The organism is Acinetobacter bouvetii DSM 14964 = CIP 107468 (assembly GCF_000368865.1).
GTDB lineage: Bacteria > Pseudomonadota > Gammaproteobacteria > Pseudomonadales > Moraxellaceae > Acinetobacter > Acinetobacter bouvetii.
This window is the reverse complement of record NZ_KB849727.1, coordinates 762,416-778,923: the sequence shown is the minus strand read 5'-3', so window position 1 is coordinate 778,923 and position 16,508 is coordinate 762,416. Positions and strand designations below refer to the sequence as shown.

17 protein-coding genes are annotated in these 16,508 nt (G+C 45.0%); 10 read left to right on the top strand and 7 right to left on the bottom strand.

Translation table 11 applies throughout. The features are described 5' to 3' along the window. Window positions 1–9 precede the first annotated feature (9 nt). The 3 genes from F941_RS10700 to ahpF all read left to right on the top strand — a co-directional run bounded on the left by F941_RS10700 (window position 10) and on the right by ahpF (window position 3,957). Window positions 10–1,167, top strand: coding sequence for a toxic anion resistance protein (locus F941_RS10700; RefSeq protein WP_005011068.1), 1,158 nt, complete (start codon window positions 10–12; stop codon window positions 1,165–1,167). 56 nt (window positions 1,168–1,223) lie between these two features. Beyond that, complete coding sequence (locus tag F941_RS10695) at window positions 1,224–2,141, top strand: hypothetical protein (protein ID WP_005011060.1); 918 nt, start codon at window positions 1,224–1,226, stop codon at window positions 2,139–2,141. Between the two features lie 250 nt (window positions 2,142–2,391). Beyond that, window positions 2,392–3,957 carry an alkyl hydroperoxide reductase subunit F gene (gene ahpF, locus F941_RS10690; RefSeq protein WP_005011058.1) on the top strand — a complete coding sequence of 522 codons (1,566 nt, stop codon included), beginning with the start codon at window positions 2,392–2,394 and terminating at the stop codon, window positions 3,955–3,957. 280 nt (window positions 3,958–4,237) lie between these two features. Here the strand turns inward: ahpF and F941_RS10685 are convergent, their stop codons facing one another. Next, window positions 4,238–4,492 carry a YfhL family 4Fe-4S dicluster ferredoxin gene (locus F941_RS10685; protein ID WP_005011054.1) on the bottom strand — a complete coding sequence of 85 codons (255 nt, stop codon included), beginning with the start codon at window positions 4,490–4,492 and terminating at the stop codon, window positions 4,238–4,240. A gap of 9 nt (window positions 4,493–4,501) precedes the next feature. Next, window positions 4,502–5,896: a prephenate-dependent tRNA uridine(34) hydroxylase TrhP gene (gene trhP, locus F941_RS10680; RefSeq protein ID WP_005011051.1), complete on the bottom strand. Its 1,395-nt coding sequence runs from the start codon at window positions 5,894–5,896 to the stop codon at window positions 4,502–4,504. A gap of 163 nt (window positions 5,897–6,059) precedes the next feature. On the opposite strand from trhP, the gene F941_RS10675 reads away from it, so the two are divergent. The 4 genes from F941_RS10675 (at window position 6,060) to arsH (ending at window position 8,739) form a co-directional block, all read left to right on the top strand. Next, window positions 6,060–6,374 carry an ArsR/SmtB family transcription factor gene (locus tag F941_RS10675; protein ID WP_005011048.1) on the top strand — a complete coding sequence of 105 codons (315 nt, stop codon included), beginning with the start codon at window positions 6,060–6,062 and terminating at the stop codon, window positions 6,372–6,374. Between the two features lie 25 nt (window positions 6,375–6,399). Next, window positions 6,400–6,873, top strand: coding sequence for an arsenate reductase ArsC (locus F941_RS10670; protein WP_005011046.1), 474 nt, complete (start codon window positions 6,400–6,402; stop codon window positions 6,871–6,873). An 11-nt stretch (window positions 6,874–6,884) separates the two neighbouring features. Further along, window positions 6,885–7,916, top strand: coding sequence for an ACR3 family arsenite efflux transporter (gene arsB, locus F941_RS10665; RefSeq protein WP_005011045.1), 1,032 nt, complete (start codon window positions 6,885–6,887; stop codon window positions 7,914–7,916). Between the two features lie 118 nt (window positions 7,917–8,034). Further along, window positions 8,035–8,739 carry an arsenical resistance protein ArsH gene (gene arsH, locus F941_RS10660; RefSeq protein ID WP_018572609.1) on the top strand — a complete coding sequence of 235 codons (705 nt, stop codon included), beginning with the start codon at window positions 8,035–8,037 and terminating at the stop codon, window positions 8,737–8,739. Between the two features lie 46 nt (window positions 8,740–8,785). Here the strand turns inward: arsH and F941_RS10655 are convergent, their stop codons facing one another. Further along, window positions 8,786–9,205 carry a Cd(II)/Pb(II)-responsive transcriptional regulator gene (locus F941_RS10655; RefSeq protein WP_005011042.1) on the bottom strand — a complete coding sequence of 140 codons (420 nt, stop codon included), beginning with the start codon at window positions 9,203–9,205 and terminating at the stop codon, window positions 8,786–8,788. Between the two features lie 65 nt (window positions 9,206–9,270). Here F941_RS10655 and F941_RS10650 point away from each other — a divergent pair, with 65 nt between their 5' ends. Further along, the gene (locus F941_RS10650; protein WP_005011039.1) at window positions 9,271–9,906 is read left to right on the top strand and encodes a cation efflux transmembrane domain-containing protein; all 636 of its coding nucleotides are present in this window, start codon (window positions 9,271–9,273) and stop codon (window positions 9,904–9,906) included. Window positions 9,907–10,054: 148 nt separating this feature from the next. Here F941_RS10650 and F941_RS10645 read toward each other — a convergent pair whose 3' ends face one another. Next, a complete protein-coding gene (locus F941_RS10645) occupies window positions 10,055–10,912 on the bottom strand; it encodes a hypothetical protein (RefSeq protein WP_005011038.1) in 858 nt (285 codons plus the stop codon). 262 nt (window positions 10,913–11,174) lie between these two features. On the opposite strand from F941_RS10645, the gene F941_RS10640 reads away from it, so the two are divergent. After that, window positions 11,175–11,735 (top strand): TetR/AcrR family transcriptional regulator, encoded by a 561-nt coding sequence (locus F941_RS10640; RefSeq protein WP_005011036.1) that lies wholly within the window; start codon window positions 11,175–11,177, stop codon window positions 11,733–11,735. Between the two features lie 386 nt (window positions 11,736–12,121). On the opposite strand, the gene F941_RS10635 is transcribed toward F941_RS10640, so the two are convergent. Beyond that, window positions 12,122–12,913, bottom strand: coding sequence for a DUF2071 domain-containing protein (locus F941_RS10635; protein WP_005011033.1), 792 nt, complete (start codon window positions 12,911–12,913; stop codon window positions 12,122–12,124). A gap of 19 nt (window positions 12,914–12,932) precedes the next feature. Continuing rightward, window positions 12,933–13,142, bottom strand: a complete 210-nt coding sequence (locus tag F941_RS16555; RefSeq protein WP_154649286.1) for a hypothetical protein — start codon at window positions 13,140–13,142, stop codon at window positions 12,933–12,935. Window positions 13,143–13,185: 43 nt separating this feature from the next. Between F941_RS16555 and F941_RS10630 the strand changes: the two genes are divergently transcribed. After that, window positions 13,186–13,719 carry a hypothetical protein gene (locus F941_RS10630; RefSeq protein ID WP_005011031.1) on the top strand — a complete coding sequence of 178 codons (534 nt, stop codon included), beginning with the start codon at window positions 13,186–13,188 and terminating at the stop codon, window positions 13,717–13,719. A 60-nt stretch (window positions 13,720–13,779) separates the two neighbouring features. Here F941_RS10630 and F941_RS10625 read toward each other — a convergent pair whose 3' ends face one another. Further along, a complete protein-coding gene (locus tag F941_RS10625) occupies window positions 13,780–16,194 on the bottom strand; it encodes a membrane-bound PQQ-dependent dehydrogenase, glucose/quinate/shikimate family (RefSeq protein ID WP_005011028.1) in 2,415 nt (804 codons plus the stop codon). Window positions 16,195–16,508: the final 314 nt, after the last annotated feature.

Genomic DNA, 16,508 nt, shown 5'->3' with positions numbered 1-16,508 from the left:
AGGTGCGCTATGACACATCCGGAAAATACCCAATTACAGGCTGACATTGAACTGAAGGAAACTCCAAATACCGGCATTGCCGAGGTGGAGCAAAAATTCCAGCAGCTGGATTTGCAAAGCATTGGTTTGCAGCCCGCTGATTTTCAGGATGTTATGGCGGCGCATAAAGAGCTGGCGGAAATAAATCATAATGCAGTGGCTGAATATGGCAAAAATATTGCGACTAAAACCTCCAGCTATACCGATGAGCTGCTGAATTTGGTCCAAAACAAAGATTTGGATGCCACAGGGCAAAAGCTGAATCAGGTCGTGCAGGTGGCGCAGCAGCTGAATACCAGCAGCATTTTAAATAAATCGAAGAACTCAGGCTTTTTTGGCAGCATCTTCAGCAAATTTAAAGGCGCTAAAAACAGTTTTGATCAGCACTTTAATACCACCAAAGAGCAGATTGATGCTTTGGTAAAAGAAATTGAAACCTCGCAGAATGGCTTGAAAGCGCGGGTGAATACGCTGGATAAAATGTTTGGCGGCGTTCAGGAAGAATACAAGCAGCTGGGGGTTTATGTGGCTGCGGGCAAGCTGAAAGAGCAGGAGATTCAGCAGGAAATTGCGGTTCTGACGGCGCAAGAGCAGGATCAGTCCACCACACAAAAGATATATGACCTGAATCATTTGGCAAATAATTTGGAAAAGCGGGTGAGTGATTTGCAGGTGCTGCAGCAGTCCGCTATGCAGACTTTGCCGATGATCCGGATTATTCAATCCAATAATTTAATGCTGGTTGATAAATTTTACGCGATTAAAAACATTACGCTGCCGGCGTGGAAAAACCAAATCAGCTTGGCGATTTCACTGCAAGAGCAAAAAAATAGCGTACAGCTGGCGAATAGCATTGATGATGCCACCAATGAGCTGCTGAAACGCAATGCCGATCTGCTGCATCAGAACTCGGTAGATACCGCCAAAGCCAATCAGCGTTCAGTGATTGATATTGAAACACTTGAACATGTGCAGAATACCCTCATTAAAACAGTAAATGATGTCATCCAAATCCAGAAAGAAGGCATGCAGAAGCGTGACGAAGCGGCCAGCCGTTTGCGCACCCTTCAGGATAATTTGAATCATTTGGTTCTTGAGTCCAGCTCAAGCGGGTCAAATCCGAACTAAGTCATCTTATGCATGTGCTTAGGGAGGCCGTTTAAAAACCGTTCAGGAGAACTTATTTGCCTCCCTTAGATGACTATGCGCTCAATCCGCAGCAGCTGCAAAATGGTCTTCAGATTTTAAAAAAACGTCAGCGCAATTTGATGCTGCTGACCGCCGCATCTGCTGCAGCGCTCATTGCTTCAGTGATTGGACTGTTTGTGCAGCAGGAATTTGTCTACAGTTTCTTTGGCTTGACCACGCAGGTCCAGCAGCTGCATCTGCCCAGCAGCATTGCTGGAGATTTTGCGTCTTTGGGCCATCAATCCGATTATTTTATTAATTTGCTGTCATGGTTCGGCTGGCTGTTTTTAAAGCTGTTTGCTGCTTTTGTCGGGGCATTTATTGCTGTGCATCTGCTTAGGAAAATTCGGTTTTTCTATGTGCGCTTTCAGTCTTTTGTCCTTAAATTTGTGGGCTGGCTGATTGCATTTATGCTGATTTGGGGCGCTTTAACCTATGTTCAGTACGACTGGAACAGCGGTCAGAACCAAGAATATCAGCAGCTGGTTCAATATGACAAAAATATACAGGACAGTGAAATATCCCATTATTTGACCGATTCAGATTTTCCTGCTCCAGTGAAAAGTTATTTATTGGCGCAAACGGCGCTGCTGCATCATCCTGCTGACCGCGCTGCGGCAATACCTCAAGTTCAAGCTTTAATTCAGGCAGAAAAAAATGACCCGCAGTTTTTAGAATACGGCTTTAAGCCTGAGCAGCTGTGGACGATGCAGCATCAGCTGTTTCAAAAAACCATGACGCCTATGGCGCAGAGCGTCAGTAAGCAGGCGGCGCAGGCTGAACTGCTAAACAGTGCTTTAAGATGGGTGCTGATGTTTGTTATTGCGCTGGCCGCTGTGCTGAGTTTAATTTTATATGCATTGGCTCGGCAGATTAAAAATAGGACTGTACGGATTGAACAGCGTATCCAGTGACTCGTTGGGCTCTATTCATCATTTCAGCTGAAATAAGCGTGAATTAAAAGATTAATTTTCATGTTTTGGTTCAGGCATATTGAAAAATATTCTTTGATACCCATATATAAACTGTTGTTATTCAGTTTGTTTTTTTACTTTGATTTAATAATTCGATCATTGTTATAAAAACAAACTGTTTTACCTATTTATTAAAATCTCCTATTATTCATTTATCAAATAAATATTGACTCCTTTGGAGGCGTTAGCAATGTTGGATCAAAATACTTCTGCTCAATTAAAAACTCTGCTTGAACGTTTAGAAAGCCCAATCGAAATTGTGGCTACCCTAAACGCTTCTGACAAATCAGACAAAATCAAAGAATTGGTGACTGAAATTGCCGCACTTTCTGATTTGGTGACTGCACGCTTTGACGGCACAAATTCACGTGCGCCAAGCTTCGGCATTGCAAAAAAAGGCGAGCAGCCGCGTGTCAACTTTGCTGGCTTGCCGATGGGCCACGAGTTCACCTCTTTGATTCTGGCCTTGCTTCAAGTTTCCGGCTATGCGCCAAAAGTGTCTGATGAGGTGCTGGCGCAAATCAAGGGCCTGAACTTGACTGCAGACTTTGACGTCTTTGTATCTTTAAGCTGCCATAACTGTCCTGACGTGGTTCAGGCGCTGAACCTGATTGCGATTTACAACCCGGGCACCACTGCAACCATGATCGACGGCGCCTTCTTTCAGGACGAAGTGGAAGAACGCAAAATCATGGCGGTGCCGATGGTTTTCCAAAACGGCGAGCATATCGGCCAAGGGCGCATGACCTTGGAAGAAATCATTGCCAAACTGGACAGCGGCGCAGCAGCCAAAGATGCTGAGAAATTAAATGCCAAAGGCGCATTTGATGTGCTGGTGATCGGCGGCGGCCCAGCAGGCAACACCTCTGCGATCTATGCGGCGCGTAAAGGCATTAAAACCGGGATTGTGGCTGAGCGCATGGGCGGTCAGGTCATGGATACCATGGATATTGAAAACTATACCTCTATTCAAAAAACCCAAGGCCCTAAATTCGCAGCGGCGATGGAAGAGCACGTGCGTGAATACGGTGTAGACATCATGAACCTGCAGCGCGTAACTGACATTAAAGGCGCAGACCAAACAGCAAACGGCCTGGTGGAAGTGACTTTAGAGAACGGCGCAAAACTGCAGTCCAAAACTGTGATTCTGTCGACTGGCGCGCGCTGGAGAGAGATGAATGTTCCGGGCGAAAAAGAGTATAAAACCCGCGGCGTGGCTTACTGCCCGCACTGTGACGGCCCGCTGTTCAAAGGCAAGCGTGTTGCGGTGATAGGCGGCGGCAACTCCGGTGTGGAAGCGGCGATTGACCTTGCGGGCATTGTAGAGCATGTGACTTTGGTTGAATTTGATACCAAGCTGCGCGCAGACCAAGTGCTGCAGGACAAGCTGAACAGCCTGCCAAACACCACGGTGATTTTAAATGCTTTGTCAACTGAAGTGGTGGGTGACGGTTCACAAGTGACTGCGCTGAAATACAAAGACCGCGCAACAGATGAAATCAAAACCATCGAGCTGGCAGGGATCTTTGTTCAAATCGGCTTGCTGCCGAATACGGATTTCCTGAAAGGAACGGGTGTCGAGCTTTCCAGCCGCGGCGAGATTGTAATTAACGAACGCAATGAAACCAATGTAAAAGGCGTATTTGCAGCCGGTGACTGCACCACCGTGCCGTACAAGCAAATCATCATTGCAACGGGTGAAGGCGCGAAAGCATCATTGTCCGCTTTTGATTACATTATCCGTTCAGGAATGTAAGCCTGTACAGTGAATATGCTATTGCGCTCAGATGCCCGCATTTGAGCGCAATCAGTAAAATATGAATGTAAATACGCTTTAGATTTCACCTCTTGGGAACTTTGGATGCTAACACCAAAGTTCCTTTTTTTATGTCCAATAGAAAAGAACAAGCCAAAGTATCCCCAGTTACTTTGGCTTGTTCTTAACACAGTGTGTTAGATGTTGTTTTCATTGTACATATTATTATTGTTGGGAACTTTCTAACCGCTTTGTTCCTCTTATCCTGCCTTCCCCAAGGTTATTTGCTAAATAAATTTAAACCCTCGAATTTTTTCATTAACTGTTCCTGCGTTTCCACATGTTCAGGATGCGGAATAATGCATTCAATCGGGCAGACTGAAACACAGGTTTGGTGGTCATAAAAACCCACACATTCTGTGCAGCGCTCTGCATCTATTTCATAGACTTTTTCACCTTCATAAATGGCCTCATTCGGGCATTCAGGCAAGCACATGTCGCAGTTAATGCACTTGTCGGTAATCAGCAATGCCATAGCAAGCCTTTAAGCCTGATAAGCCAAAGACGCTGCAGAAATATCGGCAGCCGAATTAGGCAAATTGCGGATCAGCAGGGCATAAGCCATATCAACATCCGCCGGAACAGGAATATCGACAATATGGCCAGAGCCTTTAGCATCTTCTATCAGATTGCCTTTTTTGTCTTTCATTTCCGTTAGCGTAAACGTGATATTGCCTGAAGTGGTCATGAGTTCCAGCGAGTCGCCAACAATGAAGCGGTTTTTGACTTCAATTTTGAGGTAACCATCATTGCGCTCTAAAACTTCACCGACAAACTGCTGATGGTCAAAGCGCGATGAACCAGTTTCATAATTTTGGTATTCACTGTGTACATGGCGGCGTAAAAAGCCTTCGGTATAGCCGCGGTTGGCCAAGCCTTCCAGCTGTGACATTAACGCAGGATCAAAAGGCTTGCCTTCTAAAGCATCATCAATGGCTTTGCGGTAAATTTGCGCTGTGCGGGCGCAGTAAAAATAAGATTTGGTTCGGCCTTCAATCTTCAGCGAATGAATGCCCATTTGAGTCAAACGGCCCACGTGCTGCACGGCACGCAGATCTTTTGAGTTCATGAAGTAAGTGCCATGCTCATCCTCTTCGGCTGAAAACATCTCTTCTTCATTGCGTTGTAATAAAACCGGCTCGCCAAATTGGTGTTGTTGTATGGCGTGCTGCTCGTCGGCATCTTTGTTTTGACAGCATGATGATTCTTCAATTTGTGTTACTGGTATAACATCGCCAGTTTCATCTTCAGCTGCCTCGTGAATTTTATAGTCCCAGCGGCACGCATTGGTGCAAGCGCCTTGATTGGCATCACGTTTGTTCATATAGCCGGAAAGTAAGCAGCGGCCGGAATAAGCCATGCATAACGCGCCATGTACGAAAACTTCAATTTCCATATCCGGCACGTTATGCTTAATTTCCTCAATTTCTTCCATAGACAGCTCGCGCGACAAAATCACACGGGTCAGGCCCATGTTTTTCCAAAATTTTACAGTGGCCCAATTGACCGCATTGGCCTGTACAGACAAATGCACAGGCACATCCGGAAAGTGTTCACGCACCATCATGATTAAGCCAGGATCAGACATAATCAGCGCATCAGGCTGCATGGCCACCACAGGTGCTAAATCCCGGATGAAGTTTTTCAGCTTAGAATTATGTGGCTGAATGTTCACCACCACATAAAACTTTTTGCCCAGCGCATGCGCCTCGGAAATCCCGATTTGCAGATTGTCATGATCAAAAGCATTGTTGCGCACACGCAGGCTGTAACGCGGCTGACCTGCATATACGGCGTCTGCGCCATAAGCAAATGCGTAGCGCATATTCTTCAGCGAACCGGCAGGAGAGAGGAGTTCAGTCACGTGTGAAATGGTCATGTCATTAAAGGCATAAAAAATTTATGGCTTTATTTTAGGGATAAAAAAAAAGGATTCAACCCAGTAAAAAGCTCGGGATTGCTGCTCAAAAAAGTTGCATAGCCCTTTAAATGAAACAATTTCTGTATTATTATATATGGAAATACAGATATGCATATATGCTATGAATCAAGACGAATTTTTTAAATGCTTAGCCGACCGTACGCGGCTGGATATCGTGATGATGATCGTGCAGGAAGGCGAGCGCTGTGTCTGTGATTTAACTGCCGGACTGGGCATGAGCCAGCCAAAAATTTCCCGTCATTTGGCGCTGCTGCGCAAGGGGGGGATTTTGCAAGATCGGCGCCAAGGGCAATGGGTATATTACCGCCTGCATGACAGTTTGCCCGGCTGGTGCCATGACGTTTTGCAGGCTTCGGCAGGAGCGCATTCTGGCTTTCAACAGAAAGCATGTGTAGATAGTAGCTGCTGCGACTAATTTTTTTCAGGTTATTGTAAATATTATGAAATTTTTATTTTTATGTACAGGAAACAGCTGCCGCAGCATTTTATCGGAAGCCTTATTCAATGCGCGCGCGCCTGAAGGTTTCAGTGCCTGCAGCGCGGGCAGCCAGCCATCAGGGCAGGTGCATCCCTTAACCATTAAAACTTTGCAGAGTTTAGGAATTTCGACTGGCCGTTTTAGCAGCAAAAGCATGCAGGATTGTGAAGCGTTTCAGCCGGAAATTGTCATTACCGTTTGCAGTTCGGCGGCGCAGGAACCATGCCCGCTGTATTTGGGCAAAGCGTTGAAAGCGCATTGGGGGCTGGAAGATCCCTCGCATTTAGACCTGCCTGAAACTGAAAAATTGGCGGCCTTTCAGGCCACGGCAGACCATATTAACCGCCGTCTGGATACATTTTTTATGCTGGATTTTGCCCATTTAACGAAACAAGAATTAAACAAAGAAATTGAAAAAATTGCTGAAATTGCATAATTGAGTCTGACATGACTGCTAAAAAACTATCATTTTTAGACCGTAATTTAACACTTTGGATTTTTATCGCCATGGCGTTTGGCATTGCCGTAGGAGCAGTGTTTCCGCAAGTGCCAGAACATTTGAATCAATTCAGCCTCGGATCTGTCAATCTGCCGATTGCAATAGGCTTAATTTTAATGTTGTACCCGCCCTTGGCCAAAGTCGATTATCACGCTTTGCCTGCGGTATTTCAGGATAAGCGTACGCTGATTTTATCTTTGGTTCAGAACTGGCTCATTGCCCCATGCCTGATGTTTATCCTTGCTGTCGTGTTTCTGCAGAATTATCCAGAGTATATGACAGGTCTGATTTTAATCGGTTTGGCGCGCTGTATTGCAATGGTTCTAGTCTGGAATGATCTGGCTGGCGGCGATAATCAATATGCTGCGGCGTTAGTTGCGTTTAACAGCATTTTTCAAATTGTGTTTTTCAGCACTTATGCATGGCTGTTTTTGACGGTTTTGCCGCCATACCTGGGCGTGGCAGCTCAAGTCATTGATGTCAGTTACTGGACAGTTACCCAGGCAGTGCTGGTGTATTTGGGCATTCCATTTTTAATGGGTTTCCTGACGCGGAACATTTTAGTCAGACGCAAGGGGCTGGATTGGTATCAGCAAAAGTTTATTCCAAAGATCAGTCCTGTAAGCCTGTTGGCATTGCTGTTTACCATTGTAGCCATGTTCAGTTTAAAAGGCGGGGAAGTGCTGAGCCTGCCCATGGATGTGTTCAGAATTGCAATTCCATTGAGCATTTATTTTGTGCTGATGTACTTCCTGAGCTTTTATATGAGCAAATGGGTCGGCAATGATTATGCGAAAACTGCCGCCGTTTCTTTTACAGCTGCAGGCAATAACTTTGAGCTGGCTTTGGCAGTCGCAATAGCCGCCTTCGGTTTGGCGTCACCTGTAGCTTTTACCACAGTTATTGGACCCTTGGTTGAAGTGCCTGTGCTGATTGCTTTGGTCAGTGTGTCCTTATGGCTGCGCAAAAAAGTTTTTTAACGGCGCATCCATCACCAATGGATTAATTTGCACTGTCTCAGCCATATTCCATACACCTATTGCTCATCAGTATGGGAGATATATGGGTGGGCTAGATGCACTTAATAGAGAGTTAAATATGAGTTTGCCGAATATTGATTTAGAACTGCTGGAAACACCTGAATTTGAACAGGTGCAGGCCAAAGCTTTGGCGCATGCGCCGCGCATTTTGCTGCTGTATGGTTCAAACCGTGAGCGTTCTTTCAGCCGTCTGGCGGTGCTGGAAGCTGGGCGTATTTTGCAGCAGTTTGGCGCAGAGGTGAAAATCTTCCATCCTAAAGGCCTGCCGCTGCCGGAAGATGCGGAAGCTTCACATCCGAAAGTGCAGGAGCTGCATGAGCTTTTGGCATGGGCGGAAGGCATGGTGTGGTGTTCGCCAGAGCGCCACGGCGCGATGAGCTCTATCTTGAAAGCGCAGATTGACTGGATACCGCTGGCAGCAGGAGCAATCCGCGCCACACAAGGCAAGACTTTGGCTTTAATGCAGGTCTGCGGCGGTTCACAGTCATTTAATACCTTGAATCAAATGCGTGTGCTGGGGCGCTGGATGCGCATGATTGCCATCCCGAATCAGTCATCTGTGCCCAAAGCCTTTCTGGAATTTGATGAAAATGACCGCATGAAACCGTCCAGCTATTATGACCGGATTGTGGATGTGATGGAGGAACTGTACAAGTTCACGCTGCTGACGCGAGGGCAGGCAGGGTATTTAACCGACCGCTATTCAGAGCGTATGGAATCCGCTGAAGCGCTGTCGAAACGGGTCAATCAGCGCGCGATTTAAAGCGTTCTGCCTTGTTATGCATTAGTCATTGGCCAAGTTCGCTTATTTAATTGAAAGACTCGAGCTGCTTTAAAATTTGGCAGTCATCAACTGTGCTTTGAGACGTGCAGGATTGGCGCAGCTGCAGCAGCTGCGCTTCAAATTTATGCAGTTCCGCAATGCGGTTCCGCACATGCTGCAAATGCTCATCGATTAAATCATTGACGGCGCGGCAGTCCTGTTCAGGGTTCTGCTCCAGTTCAATCAGCCGTTGAATTTCTTTTAAGGTCATATCCAATGCGCGGCAGCGCTGAATAAAAACCAATCTGCGCAAAGCATCGTCATTATAATAGCGGTAATTATTTGCACCCCGAAAGCTGGGCTGTATCAGCTGCTTTTTTTCATAAAAGCGGATGGTATCGGCACTTAGCCCAGTTTTCCGCACTAAATCTTTAATTAAATATCCAGCAGCGCTATTTGGGTTCATAGGGCTTGACCTTGGAGTTAGTCCATAGTTTTGAATAAGCATAATACGAATAGGGGGATTTTTAAATGGCTTGTACCTGCAGTCATGCACCGGCGCCGCAAAAGCCGGACAGCAAATTCAGAACCGCATTGTGGATTGCATTATTCATTAATATTGCCATGTTTTTCGTTGAACTGATTGGCGGCGCCTATGCGCATTCTTCATCCTTATGGGCAGATGCACTGGATTTTTTGGGTGATGCAGCCAATTATGCCGTTTCTTTGGCCGTGTTTGGCGCAAGCCTGTATTGGCGTGCAACGGTTGCATTAGCGAAGGGGCTGGTCATGGCAGTGTTTGGCTTAATTGTCATGGCTAAAGTCGTTTATGCCGCCATCCAAGGCCTTCCGCCTGAAGCAATGACTATGGGCGCAATTGGCGTGCTTGCGCTGACTGCAAATGTCACATCTGCGGCAATTTTATATGCTTTCCGCGATGGCGATTCCAATATGAAATCGGTGTGGCTCTGCAGCCGTAATGATGCGATTGGCAATGCGGCGGTGATTTTGGCCGCCATTGGAGTTTTTGGCACAGGCAGCCTGCTGCCGGATATTATTGTCGCTGTGATTATGGCTGTGCTGGGGTTAACGAGCGGTTATCAAGTGATCCTCAATGCATTGCAGGAGCGCAGAAATAACCCTTTGGAAAAACAGGCGCTTGAATGAAAATTTGTGATCCCATTACGACATTCACAATGACTGATTTTTTAGTGTTCGCATGAATACAGCTGATTTGTCGGCAAAATCAGCGCAACGCCTTTCACTTGTGTTAAAGCAGACTTGCAGCTAGGCGTATTGCTGGCTGCAGCCGGGATTAGAGTGTTTCAAGTGAGGCTGCATGCGGCTGCATTTTGCTCCAAAAATGATTCCAGAGTTCTAAATATTCAGACTGCAGTTGCGTGAAATGCAGTTCATTTTCTTGAGAATAGCACTGCGTCAGCAGGGCCCAAATATCATCTTCATGATTGTCATCGTTGGCGAGCTCTGCGCTGCCTTGTTCAGCAATGCCGTGGCAGGCATAGTAGCCTTCAGTAAAAAGGCGGTCATACACAGACATATTATTTCGCAATGCTTCACTGAATTTTATCACCTGAAGCTCTGTGCAGGCCAAAATCAGCAATAAATCAGCATATGAATTAATATGTTTTTGAATAAACTGCGCGAGTGCAAATGCTTCTGGTTCTGTGTGCTGATGGTTTGCTGGGTCTAAGTTCAGCTGCTGCAGTAAGGTTAAAAAATAAACTAAATGCGATTTGGCCGCCGAACTTTTTTCCAGCTGGTGGGTATTGAACCCCAGCTCATCCATCAAGTTCAGCGACAGTAAGTAACGGGCATAAATTTTGGATGCTATGCGTTTTCCGGCATCAATATTCGGGCATTTTTCTAAACCGCATGCCTGATAAATGGCCATGCTCAACGCATCCGTAAAATTTTTAACAATTGCAGTAAAATAGTTGAGATGTATAAATTTAAGCTGTTCTAGGCTGAGCTGGCATTGATGAAGTTTCTGCAGCATAGGGTGCTGGAATAAAGCATGGTCAGCGATAGACTGCTTTAATGCATTGACTGCCTGCGTATTGGTTTTCCATAACTCAGCATTTAAGGAATTCTGAATAAAATGCAGAAGTTCTGTGCGGGTCTGTTCAGATTGAGTAAAGGAGAATGTATTCATATACGGCATTAAATTTTAATTTTCATCTTTTTTTATCATAGTAAAATTTTTTGCATTCTGCCAGTTTTTTGTGTAATTTAATTACTTATATTTCAATGTCTTGCTTTTTTGCATACACAGTATTTTTTATAAAAAAACAGTATTGCTCTAAATTTAAGATATAATTCATATAATATTTTCGATGCACTTTTTATTCATGTGCTGTTCTTACATCCCAATGGCTTAATTTTAATTTTAAAGTTTTGTACATCAGGTAAAATAAATGTCAAAAAAACAAGACATCATTAACACGGCGCTGAATCTGTTCAACTCCCATAGTTATAATTCTATTGGCATAGACCGGATCATCAGCGAATCTGGCGTTGCTAAAATGACGTTTTATAAATATTTTCCATCTAAGGCAAAATTAATTGAAGAATGTCTGGTGACCAGAAATCAGAATTTGCAGCAGTCTTTAGATGCTGCAATCGCTCAATGTGATTCGCATGACTACCTGTCTCATATTAGAACCATATTTGTGTGGTATGACGCTTGGTTTCGCGCCGCCGATTTTAACGGATGCATGTTCCAGAAAGCGGTAGAAGAAATTTCAAAAATTTATCCATCTTCATTGCAGCCGGCCATTGATTATAAGGAATGGCTGAAAGCGCAGCTGAGCAATGCATTGCAGCATTTGGGCATTCGGCAGCCGGAACAGCTGGCCACTTTTTTATCCAGTATTTTGGATGGAATGACCATACAGGCGCAAATTGATTCCGCGCAAGTTCATCTAGACGACTATTGGAAACGGGTGGAAACCTTGATTCAGCTGGAATTAGCTTAAGCATAATGACGCTTAAGCCCATAAATTTCGGTTGCGCTGCGGCCATCTTGAGATCTTCGCTCTAGCTGGGCAGTACTGAAAATAAAAAAGCGTGATTAACTGGGTTAATCACGCTCTGCTGATAAATAGTTTTATGTTCCAGTGTGTTCACCATTGCAGCAACAATGAACACACTGGGGATGAGAAGCTTAAAGCATCTTCTTGTATTTATTTTGTACCCTCTGAATGTTTAATTCATTCGGTTTTTAGCAGCAAAGTAGACAGACTTGTCTGTTTTGCTAAATTATAAGGGTTCTGATTTAAAAAACAACAAAAGCTTATCTATTTTTGTTCATTTTTTTTACAATTGTGCTGAAAATTTACAAAATATGCCTTTTTTTGCTTATTCATTTGCTGATTAGTGCTGGAGGCAGATAAATTGTAAATTCATTGACCGGTTCTATAAGCACGCTATAAGGCTTTAATTGCTCTTCGAATGAAACTAGATTCAGTCTCGCCAATAGTTCAAAACGCGCATGCAGCAGTTTTGCCGGTTTAGGCTGCAGCCGGTCATGCCAGACCCGGTAAGTGCCTAATTTTCCATCTCTGCGGTGATAAAAACCTGCTAAAGGATGAGTTAAAAAAACTTGATAGCTTTCTAAGCCTGGAAAGCCTTCAAAATTCCACGGATCATTTGCAGATTGGCTGAGGCTTAATTCAGCTGCGGCCCAAGCCGACCGGGTCTGCATTTCATATTGGCTGTAGAAGCCTAAAGCATCCTGATGACAGTCAAAGGTAAACTCGGCTGCATGCCAGGGCAATTGCCATACATAGCGGGGCACGATCAGCGTCCAGGAATCCAGCGTGGTGCCAATAAACCAGACGCAGCGTTCCTGTGTTTCCTGATCAATCACATAAACACGGTAATTGGTTTGCCCCATTCGGAATTTGGGAAAAGGATAAACCGCAGAGGTAAAATCCACATCGATAAAAGGAACAACCGACATTAACGCCTGTTCTCTGCCCTGATAATGAATGGTATCCAGCTTAAAGCGTTCAGGAATGATATGGGTAAAGCGCTCAGGGTCTAAGGCATAGGTGACTAAGGCAAAATGCTGCAGCTTGCATTGCACATCAAGCCCTTTGGGCTGCGGGCGCGGGTGTAAAAAGTCTTTAAACTTGAGTTCTGGAAACGTCATAACGTGCTGTTTTTTAAATTTATCGTTGTAAATGAAGTTTAGGCAAAATAAAAATCAGAGTAAATATAAGTTTATAAGCTATTTTTGGAGTTTTTTTATGGCTTTTAGGCTGGCCGGGAATTAGACGCTCATGTGGTGCGGATGTTGCTGCAGAACGGAAAGATGCATTGAATGCGGTATTCTCCAAAAGAACCGTGCGCTTTTTTAAAGGACTATCTTTTAATGCCATTTATTGCTTAATATGCCAGCAAGCTGATAATTCATTTAAAAAAATGCAAAAATTAACTCTTCTAAAAATAGGCTTATTGGCACTGATATTTGTCAGTGCTCAGCATGCGCTGGCTGCGGTATCTGCAGAAACCGCCTTTACCCAGATGGAAAGTCAGAACCGTCTCAAACTGATTGGAAAATGGCACTGCCGTTCTGAGATTGCCGAGTATCAAATTAAAACCAATACGCGGGATGAGTACCGTGCAGATGGCACCTATCGTTCTGAAAGTGTCACACAAATACGGCAGGGTGAACGTGAAAGGCAATCTTCCATTCACGTGGAGGCGGGCTGGTCTTTAAAGGGCAATACAATCCGGCTGAGCCAAATCCAGCTGAAGGCTGTTCAGTCTGATGATCCAGCCTATGCTGCCCGCCTGAAGGAAGTTTTCCAGAAATTTGATTGGGCTGAGAATCAGATGTTGAGCTTATCCGGCAGTTCATTGGTATTTTTACCGGTTGCCCCAATGCCTTCAGGGATGCCCATTCACTGCCAAAAAACTATGAAAGATGATCCTGTTTTAATGCTTAATCAATAAAAAACCGGAGCCTGAGCTCCGGTTTTTATTTCGGTCTGAAAGCAATTCTAAAAATTGAGCTTACTTTTGATCGGGCAAGGCATAAGCAATAATGTAGTCACCGACATCTTTAGAGTGGCTGGCGCCGCCTGCAGAAATGACTACATATTGTTTGCCGGTTTTCGGTGATTTATAAATCAGCGGTGCTGCAACGGCGCCTACAGGAAGTTCCGCTTTCCAGACTTCTTTACCTGTTTTAGAGTCCAGTGCACGCAAGTAGTAATCTTGAGTGCCGGCAAAGAACACCAAACCGGAAGCCGTTGTTGTTGGGCCGCCTAAAGTCGGCATGCCTAAAGGCATTGGCATGTGTGTTTTTACACCCAATGGACCTAATTCTTTGGCTGTCCCCATTGGCACTTCCCAGATGACTTTTTTGGTTTTCAAGTCAATGGCAGTCATGGTGCCAAAGGGCGGTTTGTTGCATGGAACGCCTAATTTAGACTGCATGATATCAATTTTGATACCTGCATAAGCGCCTGCATATTGCGGACGAATGGTGCCCATGAATCCAGGCACTTCATCAGTCGAAATTTTGTATTTAGCCGCGTCTTCTTTACGCACTAAAGACATCCGAAGCGGCATACGCATATCGTTGACATACATGATGCCGGTCGATTCATCAATCGACATACCGCCCCAGTTCATGCCGCCCAGCAAGCTTGGCCATTCAATATAGGGTTTTTCACCCGGCGCTGTATACATGCCTTTGTAGACCGAGTCTTTGAAGTCAATACGGCAAGCCAATTGGTCAAAGGTAGAAATGCCCCACATATCCTGTTCAGTCAGTGTGGTGTTGCCAATTTGCGGCATGCCGACAGAGAACGGCTGAGTCGGAGAGAGTTTTTCACCTTCAGCACCATGGGTATCGACAGGGCGCTCTTCCACTTTCGTGATGGGTTTGCCGGTACGGCGGTCCAGAACAAAGATCATGCCCATTTTAGTGGTTTGAATTAATGCAGGAATTTTTTGGCCTTGGTCATTGGTGACATCATAAAGCACGGGCTGTGACGGAATGTCATAGTCCCAGACGTCATGGTGCACCATTTGATAAGACCAAACCGTTTTACCTGTAGACGCATTGACTGCGACAACTGACGAACCAAATTTTTCATTGGCTGCGCTGCGGTCACCGCCCCAATAGTCAGGAGGGCCATTACCTGTAGGCAGGTAAACAAGGTTTAAATCTTTGTCATATGTCGGAATTGTCCACATATTGGGGGTTTCTTTGCTGAAGCTTTTGCCATCTTTCGGCTCACCTGTCAGTTCAGGATTACCCACATCCCAAGCCCAAGCGAGTTTGCCGGTACGCACGTCATAAGCACGGACCACACCAGACGGTTCACCATGCACAATATCGCGGACCCAGCCGCCAAGAATGGCAACATGGCCTGCGATAAGCGGTGTAGAGGTTGGGTGGTAACGCTTGCTTTGTTCGGTAGGCCCCATGTCATGCAAGACATCGACTTGGCCATTGACACCAAACCCAGGGCAAAGTGCGCCCGTTTTAGCGTTTAAGGCAATTAAGCGGCCATCAACAGTAGACGTTAAAATGCGTTGTGGACACGCTTTTAACGCTGGAGATGCTAAATCCGCAGCAGTTAAAGATTGGTCCTTCGCTGCGTCATAATAACCGACACCGCGGCAGGTAATGTGCTCAGCAGTTTTTGCTTTAGGATCATATTTCCAAAGCGCCTTGCCGCTGTCACCGTCAATTGCAGCAATAATATTGGTGGGTGTGCACGAATATAACGTGCTGCCGATTTGAATCGGGGTATTTTCATCAACCCCAGCTTTGGTATCGCGGCCGGTGTGATACGTCCAGGCCACTTTTAAATCTTTGACATTTTCGGGGGTAATGTCGCTATAAGGCGCAAAACGCGTGCCGTTGCCGTTGCGGCCAAAGTATTCCCAGTTATCTGAGTTTTCAGCATTGGGTTTTGCTAATGCAGGGTCTTGAACAATATCAATCGGGTTCAAAATTTTGCCGTGCGGGAAGAACATGGCAATTAAAGCCATCACACAGGCAGCAAAACCTGCAAAGCCAACAGCATTGGCGATTTTTACTTTGCCTGTTTTTAAAGCGGGAAGGCTGCGGCTGGCCCAAAGGCTGAGCACAAACAAAATGGTTGGCACGACTAAACGCGGGATATATTGCCAAAAATCGAGTGCCTGAACTTCGGCAATAGACCAAAGAACGGTGGCGATCAATGTGACAATAGAAAGCTGCAAGCCGGCTGTTTTTTTCATTGCATATAAAACAGCGACCGCAAAATACGCGATGCCGGCAATGAGATAATAGCTTGTACCGCCAAGGCTAAGTAATTTAGAGCCTTGAATAATAAGAAATAACGCAATGAGTACAGTCAAAACGATAAAAAAATACCGATAGACTTTAGCTCCAGTGCGCTCTGGAGAGGAGGGTGTTTCTGTGCTCATACCATGCCTATTAAATTAATGGCTTGGTTGCATAGGCAAGAAAAGTAAACTGAGAAAGGTAAATGCTTGGTCAATTCACATCGGATAGATGTCTATGTAACAAAGTCAGTGATTGATTTACTCTTGGGTAAAGAATTCATCAATGATGATGGGGATTTGTGAAAATATTATAACACTTAGTAAAAAAAAGAGAAAAGGCTGTTTAATATTTAAGCTTTTTATGGATTTTCATTATTCAATATTCTTAATTTGATAATTCAAACTTAAAAAAGAGAAATAACGTTTGCGCAATAAAAAACCGAGCTGTCTCAGCT

Bases quoted from the DNA above. Each gene is read 5' to 3' on its own strand.
- F941_RS10700 (WP_005011068.1), top strand. From the start codon at position 10: ATGACACATCCGGAAAATACCCAATTACAGGCTGACATTGAACTGAAG.
- ahpF (WP_005011058.1), top strand. From the start codon at position 2,392: ATGTTGGATCAAAATACTTCTGCTCAATTAAAAACTCTGCTTGAACGT.
- F941_RS10685 (WP_005011054.1), bottom strand. From the start codon at position 4,492: ATGGCATTGCTGATTACCGACAAGTGCATTAACTGCGACATGTGCTTG.
- trhP (WP_005011051.1), bottom strand. From the start codon at position 5,896: ATGACCATTTCACACGTGACTGAACTCCTCTCTCCTGCCGGTTCGCTG.
- F941_RS10675 (WP_005011048.1), top strand. From the start codon at position 6,060: ATGAATCAAGACGAATTTTTTAAATGCTTAGCCGACCGTACGCGGCTG.
- F941_RS10670 (WP_005011046.1), top strand. From the start codon at position 6,400: ATGAAATTTTTATTTTTATGTACAGGAAACAGCTGCCGCAGCATTTTA.
- arsB (WP_005011045.1), top strand. From the start codon at position 6,885: ATGACTGCTAAAAAACTATCATTTTTAGACCGTAATTTAACACTTTGG.
- arsH (WP_018572609.1), top strand. From the start codon at position 8,035: ATGAGTTTGCCGAATATTGATTTAGAACTGCTGGAAACACCTGAATTT.
- F941_RS10655 (WP_005011042.1), bottom strand. From the start codon at position 9,205: ATGAACCCAAATAGCGCTGCTGGATATTTAATTAAAGATTTAGTGCGG.
- F941_RS10650 (WP_005011039.1), top strand. From the start codon at position 9,271: ATGGCTTGTACCTGCAGTCATGCACCGGCGCCGCAAAAGCCGGACAGC.
- F941_RS10645 (WP_005011038.1), bottom strand. From the start codon at position 10,912: ATGAATACATTCTCCTTTACTCAATCTGAACAGACCCGCACAGAACTT.
- F941_RS10640 (WP_005011036.1), top strand. From the start codon at position 11,175: ATGTCAAAAAAACAAGACATCATTAACACGGCGCTGAATCTGTTCAAC.
- F941_RS10635 (WP_005011033.1), bottom strand. From the start codon at position 12,913: ATGACGTTTCCAGAACTCAAGTTTAAAGACTTTTTACACCCGCGCCCG.
- F941_RS16555 (WP_154649286.1), bottom strand. From the start codon at position 13,142: ATGGCATTAAAAGATAGTCCTTTAAAAAAGCGCACGGTTCTTTTGGAG.
- F941_RS10630 (WP_005011031.1), top strand. From the start codon at position 13,186: ATGCAAAAATTAACTCTTCTAAAAATAGGCTTATTGGCACTGATATTT.
- F941_RS10625 (WP_005011028.1), bottom strand. From the start codon at position 16,194: ATGAGCACAGAAACACCCTCCTCTCCAGAGCGCACTGGAGCTAAAGTC.